This is a genomic window from Deltaproteobacteria bacterium (genome assembly GCA_016874735.1).
GTDB lineage: Bacteria > Bdellovibrionota_B > Oligoflexia > Oligoflexales > CAIYRB01 > CAIYRB01.
The window spans coordinates 1-20,500 of sequence record VGTI01000056.1; the positions used below are offsets into that span (position 1 = coordinate 1).

Annotated in this window: 14 protein-coding genes; 6 read left to right on the forward strand and 8 right to left on the reverse strand. The window is 55.2% G+C overall.

Annotated features, from left to right (window positions below; translation table 11 throughout):
* Positions 1 to 3,927: 3,927 nt before the first annotated feature.
* The 6 genes from FJ146_16210 to FJ146_16235 all read right to left on the reverse strand — a co-directional run bounded on the left by FJ146_16210 (position 3,928) and on the right by FJ146_16235 (position 13,241).
* A complete protein-coding gene (locus FJ146_16210; protein MBM4253512.1) occupies positions 3,928 to 4,392 on the reverse strand; it encodes an acyl-CoA thioesterase in 465 nt (154 codons plus the stop codon).
* 12 nt (positions 4,393 to 4,404) lie between these two features.
* Positions 4,405 to 4,884, reverse strand: coding sequence for a hypothetical protein (locus FJ146_16215; protein ID MBM4253513.1), 480 nt, complete (start codon positions 4,882 to 4,884; stop codon positions 4,405 to 4,407).
* 13 nt (positions 4,885 to 4,897) lie between these two features.
* On the reverse strand, positions 4,898 to 8,554 hold the full coding sequence (gene dnaE, locus FJ146_16220; protein ID MBM4253514.1) for a DNA polymerase III subunit alpha: 3,657 nt from the start codon (positions 8,552 to 8,554) through the stop codon (positions 4,898 to 4,900).
* Positions 8,555 to 8,585: 31 nt separating this feature from the next.
* The gene (gene guaA, locus FJ146_16225; protein ID MBM4253515.1) at positions 8,586 to 10,163 is read right to left on the reverse strand and encodes a glutamine-hydrolyzing GMP synthase; all 1,578 of its coding nucleotides are present in this window, start codon (positions 10,161 to 10,163) and stop codon (positions 8,586 to 8,588) included.
* A 93-nt stretch (positions 10,164 to 10,256) separates the two neighbouring features.
* Entirely contained in the window at positions 10,257 to 11,759 is a 1,503-nt protein-coding gene (guaB, locus tag FJ146_16230) for an IMP dehydrogenase (GenBank protein ID MBM4253516.1), read from the reverse strand.
* Between the two features lie 81 nt (positions 11,760 to 11,840).
* Positions 11,841 to 13,241: a hypothetical protein gene (locus FJ146_16235; GenBank protein ID MBM4253517.1), complete on the reverse strand. Its 1,401-nt coding sequence runs from the start codon at positions 13,239 to 13,241 to the stop codon at positions 11,841 to 11,843.
* Positions 13,242 to 13,410: 169 nt separating this feature from the next.
* On the opposite strand from FJ146_16235, the gene FJ146_16240 reads away from it, so the two are divergent.
* Positions 13,411 to 14,286 carry a sulfurtransferase FdhD gene (locus FJ146_16240; GenBank protein ID MBM4253518.1) on the forward strand — a complete coding sequence of 292 codons (876 nt, stop codon included), beginning with the start codon at positions 13,411 to 13,413 and terminating at the stop codon, positions 14,284 to 14,286.
* Positions 14,276 to 16,612: an FdhF/YdeP family oxidoreductase gene (locus tag FJ146_16245; GenBank protein ID MBM4253519.1), complete on the forward strand. Its 2,337-nt coding sequence runs from the start codon at positions 14,276 to 14,278 to the stop codon at positions 16,610 to 16,612. The genes FJ146_16240 and FJ146_16245 overlap by 11 nt, the downstream gene beginning before the upstream one ends.
* A 4-nt stretch (positions 16,613 to 16,616) precedes the next feature.
* Here FJ146_16245 and FJ146_16250 read toward each other — a convergent pair whose 3' ends face one another.
* On the reverse strand, positions 16,617 to 17,444 hold the full coding sequence (locus FJ146_16250) for a hypothetical protein (protein ID MBM4253520.1): 828 nt from the start codon (positions 17,442 to 17,444) through the stop codon (positions 16,617 to 16,619).
* 164 nt (positions 17,445 to 17,608) lie between these two features.
* Positions 17,609 to 18,211 carry a thioredoxin-dependent thiol peroxidase gene (locus tag FJ146_16255; GenBank protein MBM4253521.1) on the reverse strand — a complete coding sequence of 201 codons (603 nt, stop codon included), beginning with the start codon at positions 18,209 to 18,211 and terminating at the stop codon, positions 17,609 to 17,611.
* Here FJ146_16255 and FJ146_16260 point away from each other — a divergent pair.
* The 4 genes from FJ146_16260 to hisD form a co-directional block, all read left to right on the forward strand.
* Positions 18,099 to 18,458: a hypothetical protein gene (locus tag FJ146_16260; protein MBM4253522.1), complete on the forward strand. Its 360-nt coding sequence runs from the start codon at positions 18,099 to 18,101 to the stop codon at positions 18,456 to 18,458. The two genes, FJ146_16255 and FJ146_16260, sit on opposite strands and share 113 nt — an antisense overlap.
* Before the next feature lie 123 nt (positions 18,459 to 18,581).
* Positions 18,582 to 18,917, forward strand: a complete 336-nt coding sequence (locus FJ146_16265) for a transposase (GenBank protein MBM4253523.1) — start codon at positions 18,582 to 18,584, stop codon at positions 18,915 to 18,917.
* A complete protein-coding gene (locus FJ146_16270; protein ID MBM4253524.1) occupies positions 18,914 to 19,798 on the forward strand; it encodes an ATP phosphoribosyltransferase in 885 nt (294 codons plus the stop codon). The genes FJ146_16265 and FJ146_16270 overlap by 4 nt, the downstream gene beginning before the upstream one ends.
* Before the next feature lie 16 nt (positions 19,799 to 19,814).
* Positions 19,815 to 20,500: histidinol dehydrogenase (hisD, locus tag FJ146_16275; GenBank protein MBM4253525.1), on the forward strand; the 686-nt coding region annotated here is incomplete at its 3' end.

Sequence of the window (20,500 nt, forward strand, 5' to 3'; positions counted from 1 at the left end):
TCACATCGTCTGGTTTTAGCTCCGGTACGGTCGCAACCACCCTGCAATCTGTGGCACTTCCCGGCACGGCAACCAAACTCACTTACGATGTCAAAGGCCGCGTCACCGCTGGGACTAGTTTAGACGCCGCGGACCTCCCTCCTCACAGCGCTGGGCTGATCACATCAGGCACCGTCAGCCTTGCTCACGGTGGTACGGGTGCGAATCTCACGACCACCGGTGGCGCCGGTCAGTATCTCAAACAAGTCACTGCAGGCGGTCCCGTCACCGTCGGCACACTGCCAACAGCAGATATCACCAATGCCCTTGGTTACACACCGGCGAATAAAGCTGGCGATACAATGGCGGGTGCCCTTAACATGGGCGCAAACGATCTCGTCAACGCCGGCAATATCCAGATTGCCGCAGCCAAGACTTTGGGCCTGGGTGTTTACACCGCCGACCCCACTGGACTTGCCACAGGAGACAAAGGTAAAACCTGGTTTAACTCCACCGCTAATCAGATGAAGTACTGGGACGGCACGGCCGTGCAAGTCGTCGGTGCAGTGGGCGCAGCTCTGGCTAGCCTTAACGGGCAAACGGGAGCGACGCAGTCATTTGCGCTTCCAGGCAGCACGGGTACGGCACCGTCGTGGTCCTCTACCGGTAACGTCCATACCATTAATATCCCGCTGGCATCTGCTACGGGTGTCACGGCCGGACTTCTGTCCAATACCGACTACTCCGTCTTTACCGCTAAACAACCCGCTGGTAGTTACCTGACGAACCTATCGGGAGACATCACATCTTCTGGTTTTAGCTCCGGTACGGTAGCAACCACCCTGCAATCTGTAGCACTTCCCGGCACGGCTACCAAAGTCACCTATGATGCCAAAGGCCGCGTCACATCGGGGACCTCGCTAGGCGCCTCTGACCTCCCTTCTCACAGCGCTGGGCTGATCACATCAGGCACCGTCGGCCTCGCTTACGGTGGTACGGGTACTAATCTCTCGACCACTGGTGGCGCCGGTCAGTATCTCAAACAAGTGACCGCCGGTGGTGCCGTCACCGTCGGCACACTGCCAACAGCAGATATCACAAACGCTCTTGGTTACACACCTGCGAATAAAGCCGGCGACACTATGTCTGGTGCTCTTAACATGGGCGCAAACGATCTCGTCAACACCGGCAATATCCAGATTGCTGCAGCTAAGACTTTAGGCCTTGGTGTTTACACCGCCGACCCCACTGGATTTGCCGCAGGAGACAAAGGTAAAACCTGGTTTAACTCTACCGTCAATCAGATGAAGTACTGGGACGGCACGGCCGTGCAAGTCGTTGGTGCCGTGGGTGCAGCTCTGGCTAGCCTTAATGGTCAAACGGGACCGACTCAGTCGTTCGCACTTCCAGGTAGTACGGGTACTGCTCCGTCGTGGTCTTCTACCGGTAACGTCCACACACTAAATATCCCGCTGGCATCTGCTACGGGGGTCACGGGCGGACTACTGTCTAATAGTGATTACTCTGTGTTTAATGCTAAACAACCCGCTGGTAATTACTTGACGGCCGTGACAGGAGATATCACGACCTCGGGATTTGCCTCTGGTACTGTCACGGCAACGTTACCGAGTATTACGACTGCAGGTACAGCTACTAAAGTTACCTTTGATGCGCAGGGCCGGGTGACATCCGGCACGTCATTAGCTGCCGCCGATCTTCCTGCTCACAGTGCTTCACTGATCACGTCCGGCACGCTAAGTGTCGCCAACGGTGGTACCGGTGCGGCAACACTGGCGGCTAACGGCGTGCTTCTAGGTAACGGTGCTAGTCCTTTGCTCAGTGTGGCTCCGGGCGCTAGTGGCAACGTACTCACATCTAACGGTACGACTTGGAGCAGTGCGACGCTGCCAGCGACTAACTGGGCTGCTCCTGGTGCGATTGGAGCAACGACGCCGAATGCGGGTCAGTTCACAACTTTGAGCACGACGGGCAATGTGGGCGTTGGTGTGGCGACGCCCTCAACTAGACTCCATGTAGCATCCGACACCAACTGGGAAGTGGCGGCTACAGTGCAGAACCCTAACGCCGGATCCGATGCCTTGGCTGCATTACGCCTGAATAATAACGGACCGGGTAGTTTCATTGCCTTCCTCAACTCATCAGGGCGTACCGTCGACGGTGGCGCTAACACGGCGACGCTGCGTAACGATGCTGGCGCGCTCAAGCTGCAGGCAGCAGGAGGATTCAACACCTCTGCGGGTATCACCGTTGCCGCGACTTCAGGTTATGTAGGGATTGGGACGGCGGCACCTAGTGCGCTTCTCGAGGTTAATGTAGGCTCTGTCGCCGGCTATACGCGTCAAACAAATATCGTCAACTCGTCGGCAACGGGTCTTCCCTATGTGTTTGTCGGTGATGGCTCAAGTAAAGGAGTGGCTGTAGGTCACACCAACAATTCTGGGGCCAATAGTTATGGTTGGTTGACTTATGTCGGCTTGGATCCCACAGCTGGTAAAGGGTTGATTGTGGATGCGGCAGGCAATATTGGCATCGGCACCACGGCTCCAGATTTCAATTTGAGCATTCGGAACACAACTGCTGATGTCTCTTCTGTCCTGGAGGTTACAGATTCGACTAAGGCCAACTTCTTGACGCTATGGTCTGGTAGGCCGAGTGATCCGAATCCTGCTTTTATCTACCCAGCAACTCGTGACCTTAGAATTGGTACCTGGACTTCGAACAACTCAGGTGCTTGGAATGAACGCGTCAGAGTAACTTCGAGCGGCAACGTGGGTATTGGAGTACCCAACCCTTCCGCCGTGCTTGACGTGAGTTCAACTACTAGCGGTTTCCTGCCACCCAGGTTAACTACCGCCCAGCGCAATGCCATCGCTAGTCCAGCCGCAGGACTTACCATCTATAATGCCACCTCAAATCTTATGGAGATGTATAACGGTGCCAGCTGGGTGCTAATCGGACAAAATATGCCAGAAGGCGCCATTATGGCCTTTGCCTCAGCTTCCTGCCCTGCAGGATGGACGGAATACTCCGAGGCCTACGGTAGATTTCTCCGCGGTATCGACAAGTCAGGAACCGCGATTGATTTAAGCGGCCAGCGCGCACCCGGTAATATCCAGGATCAGGACTGGAAGGGTTTCTCCATGTACAACACCAGTCAGGGAAATTACAGCTACAGTCACGGTCCGGTAGATATGGGTAAGTCGACATCTTCCTATATCGGTAACTTGTTTATCGGCTATTGGCAGGCTCCTGCCGCAGCGTTGGGCACTAAATGGAACACGAATGACGAAGTCCGACCGAAAAACGTTGCGGTTCTCTACTGTCGTTACTCGGGTGGTTCTGGTGTTTCCGTCCCAGCGGGTGCTAACCAAGTGATCCAAGGTAACACCTCCGTAACGGTGACTGACTCCGGATCAAACGGTGCAGTTGCACTCGCGACTGAGGGGGTGGATAGGTTGAATATCGATGCCAATGGTAACGTCGGGATTAATACGACGTCACCCGGTATCGCTCTTGATATTAATGGCTACATGGCTCGTAAAATTTGGCGTGTCCACGGATATAATCAAGCAGATGGTGGTGACAACAACTATGTGACTGGACGCAGTCTAGTGATGACTAAATATAAATCGGGAACGTCTCTCAGAGTCTCTTACACCGATAATATGAGGACCTATTCAGCCGATGGTAGTTGTCGCTGGGAGGTGAGGATTGATGGAGCCTCATGTTCGCAAGCACCTTTGGCCGCAGATGTCTACTCGCATGGCTATGCTAATGTTCACCATAACCGTACTTTTGTTGGTTACTGCGATACCGTCGCTGCCGGATCCCACACATTAGCCGTCTATGTATCGTCAACCCCTGGATACAGTGGTGTCGATTGCTTTACCGGTTGGCAGCAGGCTTGGACTCTTGAGGCTGAGGAAGTTAATTAATCCCAGCGTCCACAACCATCGCCTCAAAAGCCGTCGCTAGCTCTCCCGGAAACTTGCGCGCCTTCTTGAGCTCGAGATCGACTCCGACTAAATGGACGCGAGCCGTGTGGACACGACTGGCTACGTCCGAAAACGGCATCTCCAGCTCGGTGTCAGCCACTGGTTCGGTGGTGAGCAACTGCTCGACGATAGCCACCTTGTCGGATTTACGGACCAGTCGCGAGTAGATGTGTAGCGTGTCGCCCAGACGCACCGGCTTAAAGTAGCGTAGATGCGCCTCAACGACTACGAGGGCATAGCCCGCCTTGATCAGATCATTATGATCAACGCCGTGCGCTCGGAGCATGGACTGCCTGGCTTTGTCAAAGTAGTCGAGGTAGCGGCCGTGATACATAGCGCCGCCGGCATCGATGTCGGGAAAGTGGACTCGTTCCTGAAAGTAGTAAGTCCGGCTCATCGGGCGCCCCAATTAATCGGCAAAATTAAACGTACAGTGCGTACTGCCATCACCACCACTTACGAGCCAGTTGCAGCTGACGGAGTTGGCGGTGACAGTGTGAGATTGGCTCGGCTTGTGTGCCTTGAGTGTGCTAAAGAGCACTTGGGCAGGTGCTCCAACGACAGGCAGGTCTTCGCTAGCAGTTTTGACGACGCATTCCTCTGGGCTCGCTGTCGTATGATCGTTGTGACACGTGACGGAATTTGCCGCTAGTCCTTGAAGCCCCATATCACCAAGTTGCGTTTTAACGCCGGCGTCAATGAGAGCATGTCTAAATTTGCCTGCCTCGTGCCCACCGATAGTGACGCTGCCGTCGCGAGAGACGGCTGTAGCAGAACCAGCATCGCGCACTGCGGATGTGTCACTCGTTCCGCGGCAGCTAATGCTTAGTGTGGCGATGAGAGCTACCGTTGCGCATGACTGTGATAACGTACGGCTGGGAGTAAGCATGAGTCAAATACCTCTAGTTTTTAGCTTGCTGCTGGTCCTGTGTGGATCCTGCTTGAAACATTTGAAAACTAATATCTGTATGGGCAAATGGTAATTCGGTCAGACCGTGAAGAAACTTATCGCTCAGGTCCACCGCAATGTCTTTAATGCTGACCACAATTTCAGTGTGTTCGTAGCGGACGATGAGGGTGAGCGGCGTATCACCAGGATGGTTGGCAAAGTGCTGCTTCAGCTTAGTGAGTGCAGGTTGATAGCTTGCTGCCTTGGCCTCTAAGCCGCCTTCGGGTGATAGCTTGAGCGTGGCTGACTTGACGTATTCGCCGCGCATTTCCTCGATGTCGATCAGCTTCTCAAGGCGAAACCGAGGTTCTCCTCCGTCAAAGCCGGCATTCACTTGGCCGATGGCCACGACGACGGCTCCGGACTCGGGGAATTCAGGAGGCAATTCGCCAAACATCACGGCCTCGACGGCGCCGTCCTCGTCCTCAAGGCGAACGCTGGCCATACGTTTCCCAGTCTTGGTGAGTCGCTCGTTCATGGCTGCCATGGTGGCAACCATGGCGATCTTCTTGCCGATGGCCTTGGCGAGGTCGCTTGTCGTAACGCGGCCGAATGCCTTTTTGTCCTCGCGGTGAAAGCGTAGCGGATGACCGCTGAGGTAGACGCCCAGGAGGTCCTTTTCTTTTTTGAGCCAAATAGGATTCGGTGCACCGATGCGCTGATCAATGGCCGTGAGCTGCCAGTTCAGATCTTGAGCGGCCTTGGTCTCAGGAGTGTCGATATCGAATAGCCCCCGCTGACCGACGCGGTTGGCTTCGTGATGGGCTTCGCTGAACTTTACGACCTCGGGGATGACCTCACAAAGCTTGGGCCGTGAGATGCCAAAACAGTCAAGGGCACCGGCTTGGGCCAGAAGTTCCAGCGTCTTCTTGCCTACCTTAGTGAGTTGGACGCGCCGCGCCAAGTCACTAAGCGACGAGTAAGTGCCACCGCGTTGCCGCTCGGTGATCAGGGGCTCTAAGGCCTGCGCTCCCACACCTTTGAGCGCTGCTAGACCAAAACCGATAGTCATTGCTGACGGCACGTCGAAGGTGAGGCTGGAACGATTCACATCTGGCGGCAAGATCTTGATCCGCATGCGGCGACACTCGTCGACATAACGAACGATTTTAGCCGTGTTATCAAGGTCGCAGGTCATGATCGCAGCCATAAATTCGGCTGGATAATGCGTCTTTATATAGGCCGTTTGATAGGCGATCAGCCCGTAAGCAGCCGAGTGACTTTTGTTAAAGCCGTAGTTGGCGAACTCGGCCATGAGATCAAAAATCTCGGCCGCTTTAGTCTCGTCATGTTTATTCGCAATGGCACCGGTGACGAACCGTGTTTTTTGCTTCTCCATCTCGGCGGCAATCTTCTTGCCCATCGCGCGACGGAGCAAGTCGGCTTCGCCTAGAGAGTAGCTGGCTAGTTCGCCGGCCACTTTCATCACCTGCTCTTGATACAAGATGACGCCGTAGGTCTCTTTCAGTATCGGTTCAAGTTGTGGCAGTGGATACATGATCGGTTTGCGGCCATGCTTACATTCGATGAAGTCATCGACCATGCCTGATCCCAATGGGCCAGGTCTAAAGAGCGCCACCAAGGCAATCATGTCTTCAAACACACTAGGCTTTAGTTTGACGACAAGGTTACGCATCCCGCTAGATTCTAGCTGGAATATGCCCACCGTATGGCCCGCACTGACGAATTGATAGACCTTCTTGTCATCGAGCGGGATCAGCTCAATATCAAAATCTGGACAGCGATCCACACGAATGATGTCGATCGCTTTTTGTATCACTGTCAAAGTCTTTAGACCAAGAAAGTCGAACTTAACGAGCCCGACCTTTTCGGCCATCTTCATTTCAAACTGGGTGATCAGACCCGGGCTATCGGCCACTTTGTAAACAGGGACGAAGTTAGTCATCGGCCCATCAGAAATGACGATACCCGCGGCGTGGACCGAGGTGTGGCGTGCCAGCCCCTCGAGTTGACGCGCGAGGCGAATCAAATCGGCCACGGCATCATCGCGCGCCGCTTCCTCTAGGATGCGAGGTTCCTTCTTTAGTGCATCCTCGAGCGTGATGCCGAGGTCTTCGGGAATGAGCTTGGCGATCTTGTCGACACGGCCATAGCCTAGCTCGAGCACGCGGCCGACGTCACGGACCACGGCCTTGGCATTCATCTTACCGAACGTCGTGATCTGGGCCACCGTCTCGGCGCCGTACTTTTCCGTCACATACTGGATCACTTCGTCACGGCGATCTTGGCAAAAGTCGACGTCAAAGTCAGGCATCGACACCCGGTCTGGGTTTAGAAACCGCTCAAATAGCAAATTGTACGGTATGGGATCGAGGTCTGTGATGCGCAGCGAATAAGCTACGAGCGAGCCTGCCCCGGATCCCCGTCCAGGGCCGACTGGAATGCCCTGACGCTTGGACCAGTTGATAAAGTCCTGAACGATCAGGAAGTACGAGGCAAAACCCATGTTGCAGATTACTTCGAGCTCGTATTCGAGGCGCTTTTTATAGAAATCCTCGCGCGCCGCATCAAATGACGACCCGTAGAGCTTGCGCAGCGCCACGAACCGGTCTTCAAGCATACTGCGCGCAAAGCGGCACATGGCCTCTTCAGGCGTCTCTGGTCTGCCCGTGTCAAACTTGGGGAGGTAGTATTTACCGAACTCAAACTTAACGTTGCAGGCATCGGCGATCTTTTTAGTATTGGCAAGTGCCTCAGGCCAAGCGCCGTACTTTTGCTGCATCTCGTCGTTGTCGAAGAGATGAAACTGCGTGCCTTTGCGCCTTCCGCGGATCTTCGACATGGTGAGGCTATGCTTAATCCCCATCAATACAGCATGGCTCTCGGCCATCTCTTTTTGCGCATAGTGTGCATCAGCGCTGGCGACCAGTGGCAATCCGAAGTGCCGCGCCACCGTCACAAGATCAGGTAGTAGGCGCTTTTGCTCAGGGATATTGTTGTCGATCAGCTCGACATAGTAGTTACCCGCGCCAAACCGCCTCTGCATGGTGTCGACATGAACCTTGAGGGCCTCCATGACAGCAGCTGCCGGTGTATCGGCAAGCGGGTCGAGCGGCAGCGCCTCACTGCCGGCCAGGTGCCGCAGCTCCGCCGTGAGAAAAGCAAACTCACCGCGCAGACAACTGGAAAGAGCGATGAGTCCAGCGCCGCACTGATCCAGTGCGGCTTCAGGGACAACGGGAACATCACCTAAACCCTGCAGGTAACCGTCACTGACGGCCTTGATCAAATTCTTGTAGCCATCAAGCGAGGTCGCCAGGAGTACTAAATGAAACGTGGGTAGCGGTGATTTACCGAGAGTCGTAGCCAACTCTTGCGACGCCTGAGTCCCTTGGTGAAAAATCTCGCTACCGATAATGGCCTTGATGCCCTTATCTTTGGCTTTCAGATACAGCTCGATCGCACCGTAGAGGGCACCGTGATCGGTGATGGCCACGGCCGTATGCCCGAGTGCTTGCACCCGCTTTAGGAGGTCCCCAATACGGATGGCCCCATCAAGAAGCGAGTACTCCGTATGAACATGCAGATGCACCAAGTCCTGCCCAGTCGGGGTGGAGTCGCTGGCTATCAATGGTTGCACGGTGTCCATAGTTACTCGGGCATCTCAATGGTGAAGGGCATTATTCCCACTCAATCGTTGCTGGGGGCTTCGTGGTGATGTCGTAAACCACACGGTTAACGCCATCAACCTTTTTGACTATGGCCGCGGCCACATGGGTGAGGAAGCTCAGAGGCAACTCGCCCACACCTGCCGTCATGGCATCGCTACTGGTCACAGCGCGCAACGCTACCGTCATTTGGTAGGTGCGGTTGTCTCCCATAACGCCCACAGATTTCACTGGCAAGAGGACCGCAAACGCTTGCCAGACCTTGTCATAAAACCCATGGTCACGAAGCGCCTGAATGAAAATGGCATCCGCCTCGCGCAAAATATGAAGCCGTTCCTCAGTGACCTCGCCCAAAATCCTGACGGCGAGTCCAGGACCCGGGAAGGGGTGCCTGTCCACCATATCCGCAGGCAGCCCAAGCTGCATCCCCAACTGACGGACTTCGTCCTTGAACAGATAGCGCAGCGGCTCGCAGAGCTTGAGCTTAAGTCGCTCGGGCAATCCGCCGACGTTGTGGTGACTTTTGATCACTTTGGCGCCAGCACCGTGGCCCGCTGACTCGATGACATCGGGGTAAAGCGTGCCTTGTCCCAGGTGACTAAACTCCGCCTTGTGACCGGTAGCATAGCGCTCGAATTCCTCGATAAAGAGGCGTCCAATAAGTTTTCGTTTAGTCTCGGGATCGGTCACTCCAGCGAGTGCATTCAGGAATAAATTGCGTGAGTTTAGAACCTCTACATGACTGAGTCCAAGCTGTTTGAGGGCCTCTGCCACCCAGGTGACTTCGTCCTTACGCAAGAGCCCATGATCGCAAAAGACTGCCGTGACCCGCTCCGGCCCGAGTGCCTTTGCCAGTAGGGCTGCTGCGACGGTTGAGTCTACACCCCCGGAACATGCGACCAGCACATGACCATCCTTCACCGACTCGTTGATGTAGCTGAGTGTGGCCGCCAGCATGCTGCCGCTGTCCCAGTTGAGATCGGCGTGCGCCACCTTGCGTACAAAGTTATTTAGTAGATCGGCACCGCATTCGCTGTGATGAACCTCGGGGTGAAACTGCAGACCAATAATGGGAGCATCGCGGTGCACCACCGCAGCCACCACGCCACCGTCGCTGCGTCCAGCTACCACCAATTCGTCAGGCATCACGGCGACATCGTCGCCGTGGCTCATCCACACGGTCTGCGTTGATGGCGTGTCGTCAAACATCGCGCCACCAGGTCCAGGTACAAGTGACTCAAGATTTAGGAGCCCGCGGCCATATTCGCGGCCTTCACCACTGCGCAGTTGACCACCAAAGGCCTCGACCAGGAGCTGCATACCGTAGCAGATACCAAGGACTGGTTTACCCGCAGCCAGTACCCACGAGGGCAAACGCCTTGAGCCGACCTCATACACTGAATCGGGACCGCCTGAGAGAATGATGGCGTGTACCGAAAAATCAGCCGGTGGCTCACTGCTGCGACCGTCGATCACTTCAGCGTAAATGCCAAGCTCCCTCAGGCGTCTGGCAATGAGAAGCGTGTACTGCGAGCCATAGTCGAGTACCACGACTCCAGCATGAACGGGGCGTGTTACGTGGTGGTTCATGATCGGTTGCAGCTCCTTAATTGCAGTAGCATCGTTGCCGTTGGAAAGTCCCAGCCATCTCAGAAGAGTCGGATCAGTCGGAGATCCGTCGGATCAGTCGAGCTTATAGTTGGGTGCTTCCCGCGTGATGTAAACGTCGTGCACGTGACTTTCTTTAAGCCCAGCTGAAGTGATCTGGCGAAAGCGCGCCTTCTCCTGCAGCTCTTTCATATTTGCCGCTCCGATATAACCCATGGCGGAACGTATGCCGCCGATGACCTGATGTAAGGTATTGGCAAGCGGGCCCTTGTAGGCGACGCGACCCTCAATGCCCTCCGGTACTAACTTGCCGGAGTCCTCGACTTCGCCCTGGAAGTAGCGGTCTTTACTGCCCTTGGCCATTGCTCCTAGGCTACCCATACCGCGATACATCTTGTAGCTCTTGCCCTGGTAAATCACCATCTCGCCCGGCGATTCATCCGTGCCAGCGAACATGCTGCCAATCATCACCGTATCAGCGCCGCCTGCCAGAGCTTTCACGACGTCACCACTAAATTTCACACCGCCATCAGCAATGACCGGTACGCCAGTGCCGCGCGCTGCCGCAGCACACTCCAGCACGGCAGAGAGCTGCGGTACACCGATGCCAGTGACGATTCTTGTGGTGCAAATCGACCCAGGTCCGACACCGACCTTAACAGCATCGGCGCCAGCGGCGATCAAGGCCTTGGTAGCCTCACCCGTGGCGACGTTGCCGCCTACCACCTCAAAATCAAAGCGGCCACGGAACTCCTTTTTAACCCTAGCGACGGCGTCTAAAACACCTTGGCTGTGGCCGTGCGCCGTATCGACGCAGATCACATCACAGCCAGCCTCAAGCAAAGCCTCGGCCCGCTCCATGTAGTCACCGCCAGCGCCAATAGCTGCACCCACCAAGAGGCGGCCCTTGTCATCCTTCGAGGCGTTGGGGAAGCGTCGCGACTTCTCAATGTCTTTGATGGTGTAGAGACCAACCAGGCTTTTGCCAGTTTCGTCTAATATCGGCAGCTTTTCGATGCGGTGTTTGTGCAGGGTCTCGATGGCCTCTTCAGGGCTGACCCCCTTGCGCGTACTAATGACGTCAGCGGTCATCACTTCACGGACTTTACGCGCTGGATTCTTCTCAAAACGAATGTCGCGCCCCGTCACGATACCGACCAGCGCGCCACCCTCAACCACGGGGAACCCGCTGATATTGTGATGGCGCATCAGTGCTACGATGTCGCCGACCGTCTCGTCGGGACCCACGGTGATGGGATCAAGCACCATACCGGCCTCGGACTTCTTGACCGTCTTGACCTCTTGCGCCTGCTCTGCCACAGACAAGTTTTTATGTATAATCCCAATGCCTCCCGCCTGGGCCATGACGATCGCCGATGCCGCTTCGGTAACGGTATCCATGGCAGCCGATACTAGCGGCGTCTTTAGGCGAATGCGCCTCGTAAACTGCGTCTCGAGGTTAGTCTCGTGTGGTAATACTCGCGAATGACCAGGAACAAGCAAAACGTCGTCGTAGGTCAATGCTAGTTCAATGGGACTGCTAAGGATTCCTAGGCCAGTGGGCCGACCGGTTTGCATCGTAGCCTCCTCGTGCGCGGTGGCGACGATATTACTCCCCAGGCACTCAATGTCTAGCAAAACTGCTGACTTCGGTGAAATTCAACCAACCTTGCGGACATGCACCAGAATCTTATCATCAGCAGCCGCGAGGTCGGTCAAGGCGTCTTTGCCCCTTTCCCGTAATTCCTGAAGAAGCTTGAGCACATGCCGCCGCCCACGACGGATCGCCCAGTCGAAGACCCCGTCCGTCCCCAGCATGACGGCAAAGTCGCCCGAGAGCGGCAGGGCCACCGTTGCCGGTTGGAAACTGACGGTCTCGCTGATGCCTAGCAAGTCCCCCCGACCGAGAATTGGTTCCACCGATTGCACATCGGTCGGGTCACGGATGAGAAACAGGGGGACATGCCCCGCGCTGAAATACGTCACGGCACCCTTCGAAAGAATCATGAGGCCCAGTGTCGTTGTGTGACGCTGGTTGCGTCCCATACTTAAAAGGGTCCGATTGACGTCGCGTAGCCATCGTTCGGCATCAAATTCGGGTTCGCCCAGGGCGTGCACCCAAAGTGACTGAATGGCTTGCACCACCATTGCTGCTGGAACACCCTTGCCCGTGACATCGGCGACGGCCACAGCTATGGAACCGGTTGTTAACTTGCGCACGGCATACCAATCTCCACCCAAGATACCGTAGGGCACATGGTAGAAGTCGATCGCCATGGTGCCTATATGCAGTGCCTCAGGGGGAGGGTCGAACGACTCTTGCAGCTCGCGCGCCAACTCGAGCTCGGATTCGACAGCGGCAAGGCGCAGCTTTTCGTTCTGTAGCTCCAGGCGATGCGCTTCAAAGCTTGCTCTTGCCTGAGCCCAGAGGTTGCCGAGACGTTTAAGGTTGTAGGCATAAATGTAGGCATCGACGCCGGCAATGACGAGGCACCATGCCAATTTGTGGTTGTACCCCGCTACATCCCAGATATACGCAGCACCCGTCACATGAAATAGCGCGCCAATAAGACCAACGCCGAAAATGAATTTGTTGGCATCGCAAATCAACATGGTGAACGCAGAGTAAAGAGCCATGCCAATCACGTGGTAAGCCGGATCCAAATTCCGATTGGCTACCGTGATAGCCGTGATGGATCCGAAGCCAAACACGTTCACAAGTTGCGTGGCTACCGTGTAGACCGCGATAAACCACATATCCTCACGAACAATGCGGGCACGAAGAAGAAATAAATAAGCAAAGTGGTTGAATGATTGCAGAAAGAAGACCGAGACGCACAGGGCCTTAATCTCCGGTGGAGCCAGCGCTGCCATCGCACACCCACCAAACAGCGTGATGGCCGACGTCGTAACGGCAGTAGCTCGCCGGAGTTCGGCCTGGTAGCGTAAAAACCAACCTTGCATCTCGGCACGCAGCTCTTCAGTGACCCCAGCATTCCCCGTCGTGAGGATGTGATAGGCCTTGCGGACGAAATTTAAAGTGGCGTAAGTCTTGCTCAAAAGCGGTCCTGGAAGTGGTGTCCTGACTCCGTTACCTCTGTCTAGGTGTCGGCATTTAAGCTGGTCTACTTAATTGTTGGTGACGGGTGAAAATACCTAAGTATCTTGGACCTTAAGACTCTGGTTTTTGGGTGTTTTTAATCTTTGTCAATTAAGTCAGGAATACTCGATGGTTGAGTCTTCGCGCCAACAATTAAGTAGACCAGTTTTAAAGGGCCACCTTGGCAGGAAAGGCGCGGTACGCGAGGAGGACTTGCTGGTCATTGAGGAGCCGCTCGAGATCCGACTAGAGTGCGACGGGGGATCTCGCGCGGGTGAGCGGCGCAGTATCGCCGTGACCATGCGGACTCCGGGACACGACCGGGAGCTGGCCTTAGGCTTTTTGGTGACAGAGGGTATTCTCACGCATCGGTCTCAGGTGTGTGATGTCACGGGATGTGGACCTGAGCAGGTGCCCCATGGTGGCCAGAATATCGTTCGGGTCAAGCTGCGCCCGGGTGTACTTCCGGACTTGAGTCGCATCGAGAGAAATTTCTACACGACATCAAGTTGTGGCATCTGTGGCAAGGCTTCCCTAGACGCCGTCATGGCGCAGGGGGTCGAAGCGCTGCGGCCGGATGATTGGCGCATGTCGCATGCCTCTATTTTGCGGCTGCCTGAGCTGATGCGCGCACATCAGCCCGTCTTTGCAGCCACCGGGGCCAATCACGGCGCGCTGCTCGTGAGCCCTTCGGGCTCTGTTATCTTTGGTTTCGAGGATGTTGGCCGCCACAATGCCGTCGACAAAGTTATTGGCGCGGCTTTTTTGGCTAGCGAGAACTTGCGCGAGCTCACTGCGCGCAGCGTCCTTGTTGTCAGTGGGCGGGCAGGTTTTGAGCTAGTGCAAAAGGCCTTAGTTGCTAAAATTCCAGCGATGGTAGCCGTCGGGGCGCCGTCGAGTCTATCGGTGGAGCTTGCTAGTCGCTTTGGCATGACACTGATTGGCTTTGTACGAAATGGTAGATTTAATATTTACGCTGGAGAGGAGCGCATCGATGACATCTAATAACAGTTCCCCCCATGATGCATCTTTACCAGTCACCCGCGAAGAGCCGATCGACGAATCGCGTCTGACCATAACTGAGAGACCTGAGGTCGCAGGCGGGCCTGCAGCGGTATTATCCGCGACGGCCATCAGCCTGAAAGAGATGGGTCTCAGCAATACATGGAAAACCCTCACCGCAGTAAATCAGACGCGCGGCTTTGACTGCCCTGGATGCGCCTGGCCCGACCCTTTAGACCACAGATCCGTGGCGGAATTCTGCGAAAACGGTGCCAAAGCCGTAGCCGAAGAAGCAACGCTAAAGCGCGTTGATAGGGATTTTTTTCGGCGTTACAGCGTGAGCGAATTAGGCAATCGTCACGAGTATTGGCTGGGCAAGCAGGGACGTATTGCAGAGCCAATGGTCCTGCGCCAGGGGGGCACCCATTACGAGCCGATTAGTTGGGACGATGCCTTTGCCATGATCGCGCGGGAGCTCAACGCCACGGCGCCGGACCGAGCGGTTTTTTACACATCAGGTCGCACGAGTAACGAGGCGGCATTTCTCTATCAGCTCTTTGTCCGGCAATACGGCACCAATAATCTGCCGGACTGCTCTAACCTCTGCCACGAATCAAGCGGTGTAGCTCTTAAGGAGACCATCGGATCAGGCAAGGGTAGCGTCCATTTATCCGACTTTGCCCTGGCCGACTGTATCATCGTTATTGGGCAAAACCCTGGCACCAATCATCCGCGCATGCTCACTACCTTGCAGGAGGCAGCAAGGCGCGGGTGCAGGATCATTGCTGTCAACCCGCTGCGTGAGGTGGGACTTGAGCGGTTCAAGCATCCCCAGGAGTTCAGTGGATGGATGGGCTCGGGTACGCCTCTTGCCACCGATTATATACAGGTCAAAATCAACGGCGATCTGGCACTGCTCAAGGGCATCATGAAGGAGATCCTAAGCCTCGACGATGCTAAACCGGGGACGATTGATCGCTCATTTATTGATAGCTTTACGTCGGGATTTGAAGCCTTCGCAGCGGATATTCGTGCAGAATCCTGGTCCACCATCGAAGCGTCTTCAGGTATCTCTCGTACTGAAATGAAGCGTCTTGCCACCATTATTGCCGAGGCCAAGAATCTGATCTGTTGTTGGGCGATGGGCCTCACGCAGCACAAAAATGCAGTGGCAACGATTCAGGAAATTGTGAATCTCTTATTGCTCGGTGGTCACATCGGGAGACCTGGTGCTGGGGCGTGTCCAGTGCGTGGGCATAGTAATGTGCAGGGCGACCGGACCATGGGGATCTGGGAAGCCCCCCCGGCTGAGTTTCTGCAAAACTTAGGTCGAGAGTTTCAGTTTGAGCCGCCGCAGCGCCACGGGTTTCATGTGGTGTCTGCTATAGGTGCTACGATGCGTGGTGAGGTCGACGTGTTCTTTGCCATGGGTGGTAATTTCCTCGCGGCAGCCCCGGACACCGATCAGACAGCAGAAGCCCTGCGGCGCACGCGGCTAACGGTGCATGTGTCGACTAAACTCAATCGCTCCCACTGCGTCACCGGCGCGGAGGCATTGATCCTACCAGCCATCGGACGCACTGAAGTTATTCGCGCCGGTGGCATGGAACAATTTGTGACGGTAGAGGATTCTATGGGTGTGGTGCGCGCCTCGCGCGGAAACCTCCGCCCCGCATCGGCTTCATGCAAGAGTGAGGTGGCTATTGTATGTGAGCTCGCGGAGCGGACTCTAGCCCAAAAGTCAGCCGAAGCCACTAAAGCTGCAACACCCTGGAGCGCGTTTAGCCATAACTACGATCTCATCCGTGACCGGATCGAACGAGTGATTGGCGGCTTTGACCAATTCAATCGTCGTGTGCGGGATCCCTATGGATTTGTCCTACCGCATCAAGCGCGTGATGCCCGCGTCTTTGCTACGGACACGGGTAAGGCCAGGTTTACGACACATGAGATAGCTCCGTCGCTCAATGGTCCAGGCCAGTTTGTTTTGATGACGATTAGAAGCCATGATCAGTACAACACGACTATATATGGCCTCGACGACAGATACCGCGGCATTGCGGCTGGACGTCGCGTGGTGTTCATAAATCCTGACGATGCTTCGGATTTAGGGCTTAAACGCGGCGATGCCGTCGATCTGACGAGCCATCATCATGGTGCGACGAGACAAGTGAGCGGCTTCAAGGTTGTGCTTTATGATATTCCGCGCCAATGCTTGGCGGCTTATTTTCCCGAAACTAACCCCTTAGTGCCGCTGGAAAGTTATGCCGACAAAAGCCACACGCCAACATCAAAATCGATTGTAGTCACGATTGCCAGGTCGACTTAATGCGTTAATCGAGAGGTAACGGATCAACCCAAACTTTGATGTTGTCGCTAATCTTGCCACCGTTTAGGTGGTGGTAAAGTGGTTTTCTGAGGTCGAGGTGCATGATGCCAGCGGCGCAGGGATTTTTGCCCTCTGTAACTTCTTTAAAGCGGTTATTCCAGTGCTGGGACGGACATGCGTCGTATATCACAGCCGTGGTCACAATCGATTTATCAGCATTGGTGATCCTATGGCGCTGACCACAGGGGACGTCGCAGCGGGGTTCGCGAACGAGCTTTTTGCCACTGATTTCCTTTTTAACGTCAGTTGGCAGGCGTTCCCACTTGCTGAGGCAGTCCTCGTCCTCGCAGGCCGCCCAGCTATCGAGCTCGCAGGTGTGTGGCCACAGCGGTGAGTTTTCGGTCACTGCAAAATACATCCCGCCATGATCCTGGGCGTCGCCGCATGTGGTCTTGAAGTAACTTTCCATCCCGTAAGGGTAATAGGTAGTGTCAAATGCTAAAGGGCGGGAGGATTCATCCTGATCGGGGCTTCCGTCGGTGGGCCCAGCGGTTTTCACGCGGCAGCTTTCCTCGTCTTCCCAACCCCAGCCATCACCGTCGGGATCGCTCTTGCCGCTTTGGCAAAGCTTGGCAACTTTGCATGCTTGGCCGTTCTCCTCGATATACGATGTTTTGGCCGTGCGGCTCGCTTTGAGACTGCAATATCGGGTCTTGTGTTCTGCGGCTTCGCGGATTCGTGACGATCCGGCCGACTTGCAGGCAGAAAGGCTCCAGAGTGGGCTGGTAAATCCCAAATATAGCGACAAAATCAGCGTCTTTTTTGCATCCATGCAGACTCCGTTTCCCCAGATGCTCCGCTTATCGGTATAATGTGTAAAAAACTTTAGTTTACCCAAGGGATGGGCGTGGTTGCGCTGGTTTTGGGTGTGTGGTGAAGGCTAAAAAAGGCGGCCAATGAGCCGCCTTAGATGCCATAAAGGGTTCTGTGATTGCCTCAATGTCCAAGCGCTGCGATAGCTGCTTGGACCTCTTCGCTATGCCCATCGACTTTGACTTTCGGCCACACGGCAGCAATCTTACCGTGTTTATTGATCAGGAAGGTTGCCCGGGTGATTCCCATAAAAGCACGGCCGTACATGCTTTTTTCGCCCCAAACCCCGTAGTCGGTGGCGACGCGGTTGTCTGTATCAGCGCCGAGAGCAAAGGTAAGGTTGTACTTCTGGCGGAATTTACTGTGCGAGTGAATATCATCCGGACTCACGCCGATGATGACCGTGTCGGCAGAGGTGAAGTGGGGTAGATGCTCTTGGAAGGTGCAGGCCTCTTTGGTGCAACCCGGGGTGTCATCCTTCGGGTAGAAGTACAGGAGTACGTTCTTTTTCCCTTGGAAGTCACCGAGACTTAAAACCCGTCCGTCGTCCGTAGGAAGGCAAAAATTAGGAGCGGTGTCGCCAACTTGTGGCACCCCACTGTGCACTGCGGCTGTGGCGGGCTTGGGGGCAGCTGTCGTGGTTGCTGCCGCTGGTTTAGCGGATTTATTTACCGGTTTTTTCGCCGGTTTTTTCGCCGGTTTTGCTGCGGCCTTTTTGGGCGCCACTTTTTTAGCCGTCGGTTTTGCCTTCGGCTTGGTCGCCTTTTTAGCTACTGCGACCTTCTTAGTTGTTTTCTTGGTTGTCTTCTTAGCTGGCTTGTTGGTTGCTTTCTTGCTGGCCTTTTTGCCGGCTTTTTTCGCGGTTTTTTTTGCTACAGGCTTCGCTTTAGATTTCGCTTTCGCTTGCTTTTTCTTGGCCACGTGCAACTCCTTTGGCGATCGAGGGTCTTATCTAAATGATAACGTCCGATGAATCCCGGTTGGAAGGGGTATCGGTATTTATTCACAGTTTTTCTTGCCTGCTGATTTGCTGGTATGTTACATCACCGTATCATTGTGATAGCATGCTAATACATTGGCACAAGAGTAGATAACTATGCGTCAACTCAGCAAAACTCAGGCCCATCAACTCCGTGAGCTGTGTCAGGCCATCATTGCATTAGAGTCGGTGGACGAATGCCGCCGCTTTTTGACTGATCTATGCACGCCCGGTGAACTCACGGCCCTGGCTGATCGTTGGCAGGTGGCGCGGCTGATTGAGGACGGTGTTCCCTATCGTCGCATTTACGAAAAGACCGGGGTTAGCACGGCTACGGTGACGCGCGTGGCGCGTGCTCTGTCCTATGGTGAGGGTGGTTATAGAGCGGCTTTAGGCAAGGCAGGTAAAAGCCTTGTGGCTACTAGCAGCATTACGAAGGAGCAGGATCTATGAGTCAGCGTATTCGTTTAGCGATGCAAAAATCGGGGCGCCTTAGCGAGCGCAGTCGGGACCTTCTGAACCGAGCGGGAATTGGGGTAGATCTGCGTGGTGGCCAACTTTATTGCCGCGCGACGGCCTTTCCTCTTGATATCATGCTGGTGCGTGACGACGACATTCCTCAGTATGTGGCTGAGGGCGTTTGCGACCTTGGCATTGTCGGTAGCAACATGATTGCCGAGCGTCTCGACGCTCGCGGGCTCCGCGGTAAGGTGGTCACGCTGCGCCCTCTAGAATTTGGTCGTTGCCGCCTAAGTATCGCAGCCCCAGCAAATTCTGGGATTCAACATTTAAGCGATTTGCGCGGTAAAAGAATCGCCACCTCGTATCCGGATAGTCTTAGGGCTTTTCTTGCAGACCAGGGTACCGAGGTCACCGTCGTCGAGATCAGCGGATCGGTAGAAGTGGCACCCGCCATGGGTGTCGCCGAGGCGATCTGTGATCTGGTGTCCTCAGGAGGAACACTCGCTGCAAATCAATTACGCGAGATCGCGGTGGTCTATGCTAGTGAAGCCGTATTAGTCAGGACTGCTAAACCAATCGCTGCGGACCTGACGGCAGCGATCGACCGACTGACGGCGCGCATTTCTGGTGTCCTCAGGGCAGAACAGGCCAAGTACATCATGATGAACGCTCCGGCCAACGCGGTCGACTCGATTCGTCGTGTGATCCCCGGGCTAGAGGAACCAACCGTGGTACCTTTGCACGGTAATAAACAGATGGTTGCTATCCACGCAGTCGCACCTGAGCCGATCTTTTGGGAAACCATGGAGGCGCTCAAGATGGCGGGCGCTAGTTCCATCTTGGTCGTACCAATCGAGAAGATCATCGAGTGAAAATTGGAACTTATTTATGACTAATATAAAAATAGATGAAACTATAATCGGTAGGATTGCCCGCTGGGCCGCATTGAATGTCACGGAACGTGCGGCCCTTCTCGAACGTCCCGCCGTCAGTCAGAGCGAGGACATCGAGCGGCGGACGGCAGCGATTGTGCGTGACGTGCGGTCGCAGGGTGATAGCGCATTACGGCGATACACGCGTGAACTTGATGGCTACGGCGGAGATAGCCTCGTCGTCACCGAGGACGAGTGGGAGAGTGCCCTTGCTAAAGTTTCGGCAGCCGCGTGGGCAGCGCTGAAACGTGCTGCCGATCAAATACGCAGATTCCACGCCGCGGAGAAGCCGCAGCCGCTGAGCGTCGAAGTGTCTCCTGGGATCGTTTGTCAGCGCCTGTGGCGCCCCATCGCACGTGTGGGGCTTTATGTCCCGGCTGGAACAGCACCACTACCTTCGACCCTGCTCATGCTTGCTATACCGGCCGAGATCGCAGGATGCAGCGAGCGCATCGTTGTGACTCCCGTTGGGCCGAGCGGGATCCCACATCCTGGGATTCTCGCAGCGGCGCGCCTAGCAGGTGTCTCGTCTATCTTCAAAGTGGGTGGAGCTCAGGCTGTTGCTGCCCTGGCCTACGGCACGGCCTCCGTACCAAAGGTCGATAAGATTTACGGTCCCGGTAATGCCTACGTCACCTGCGC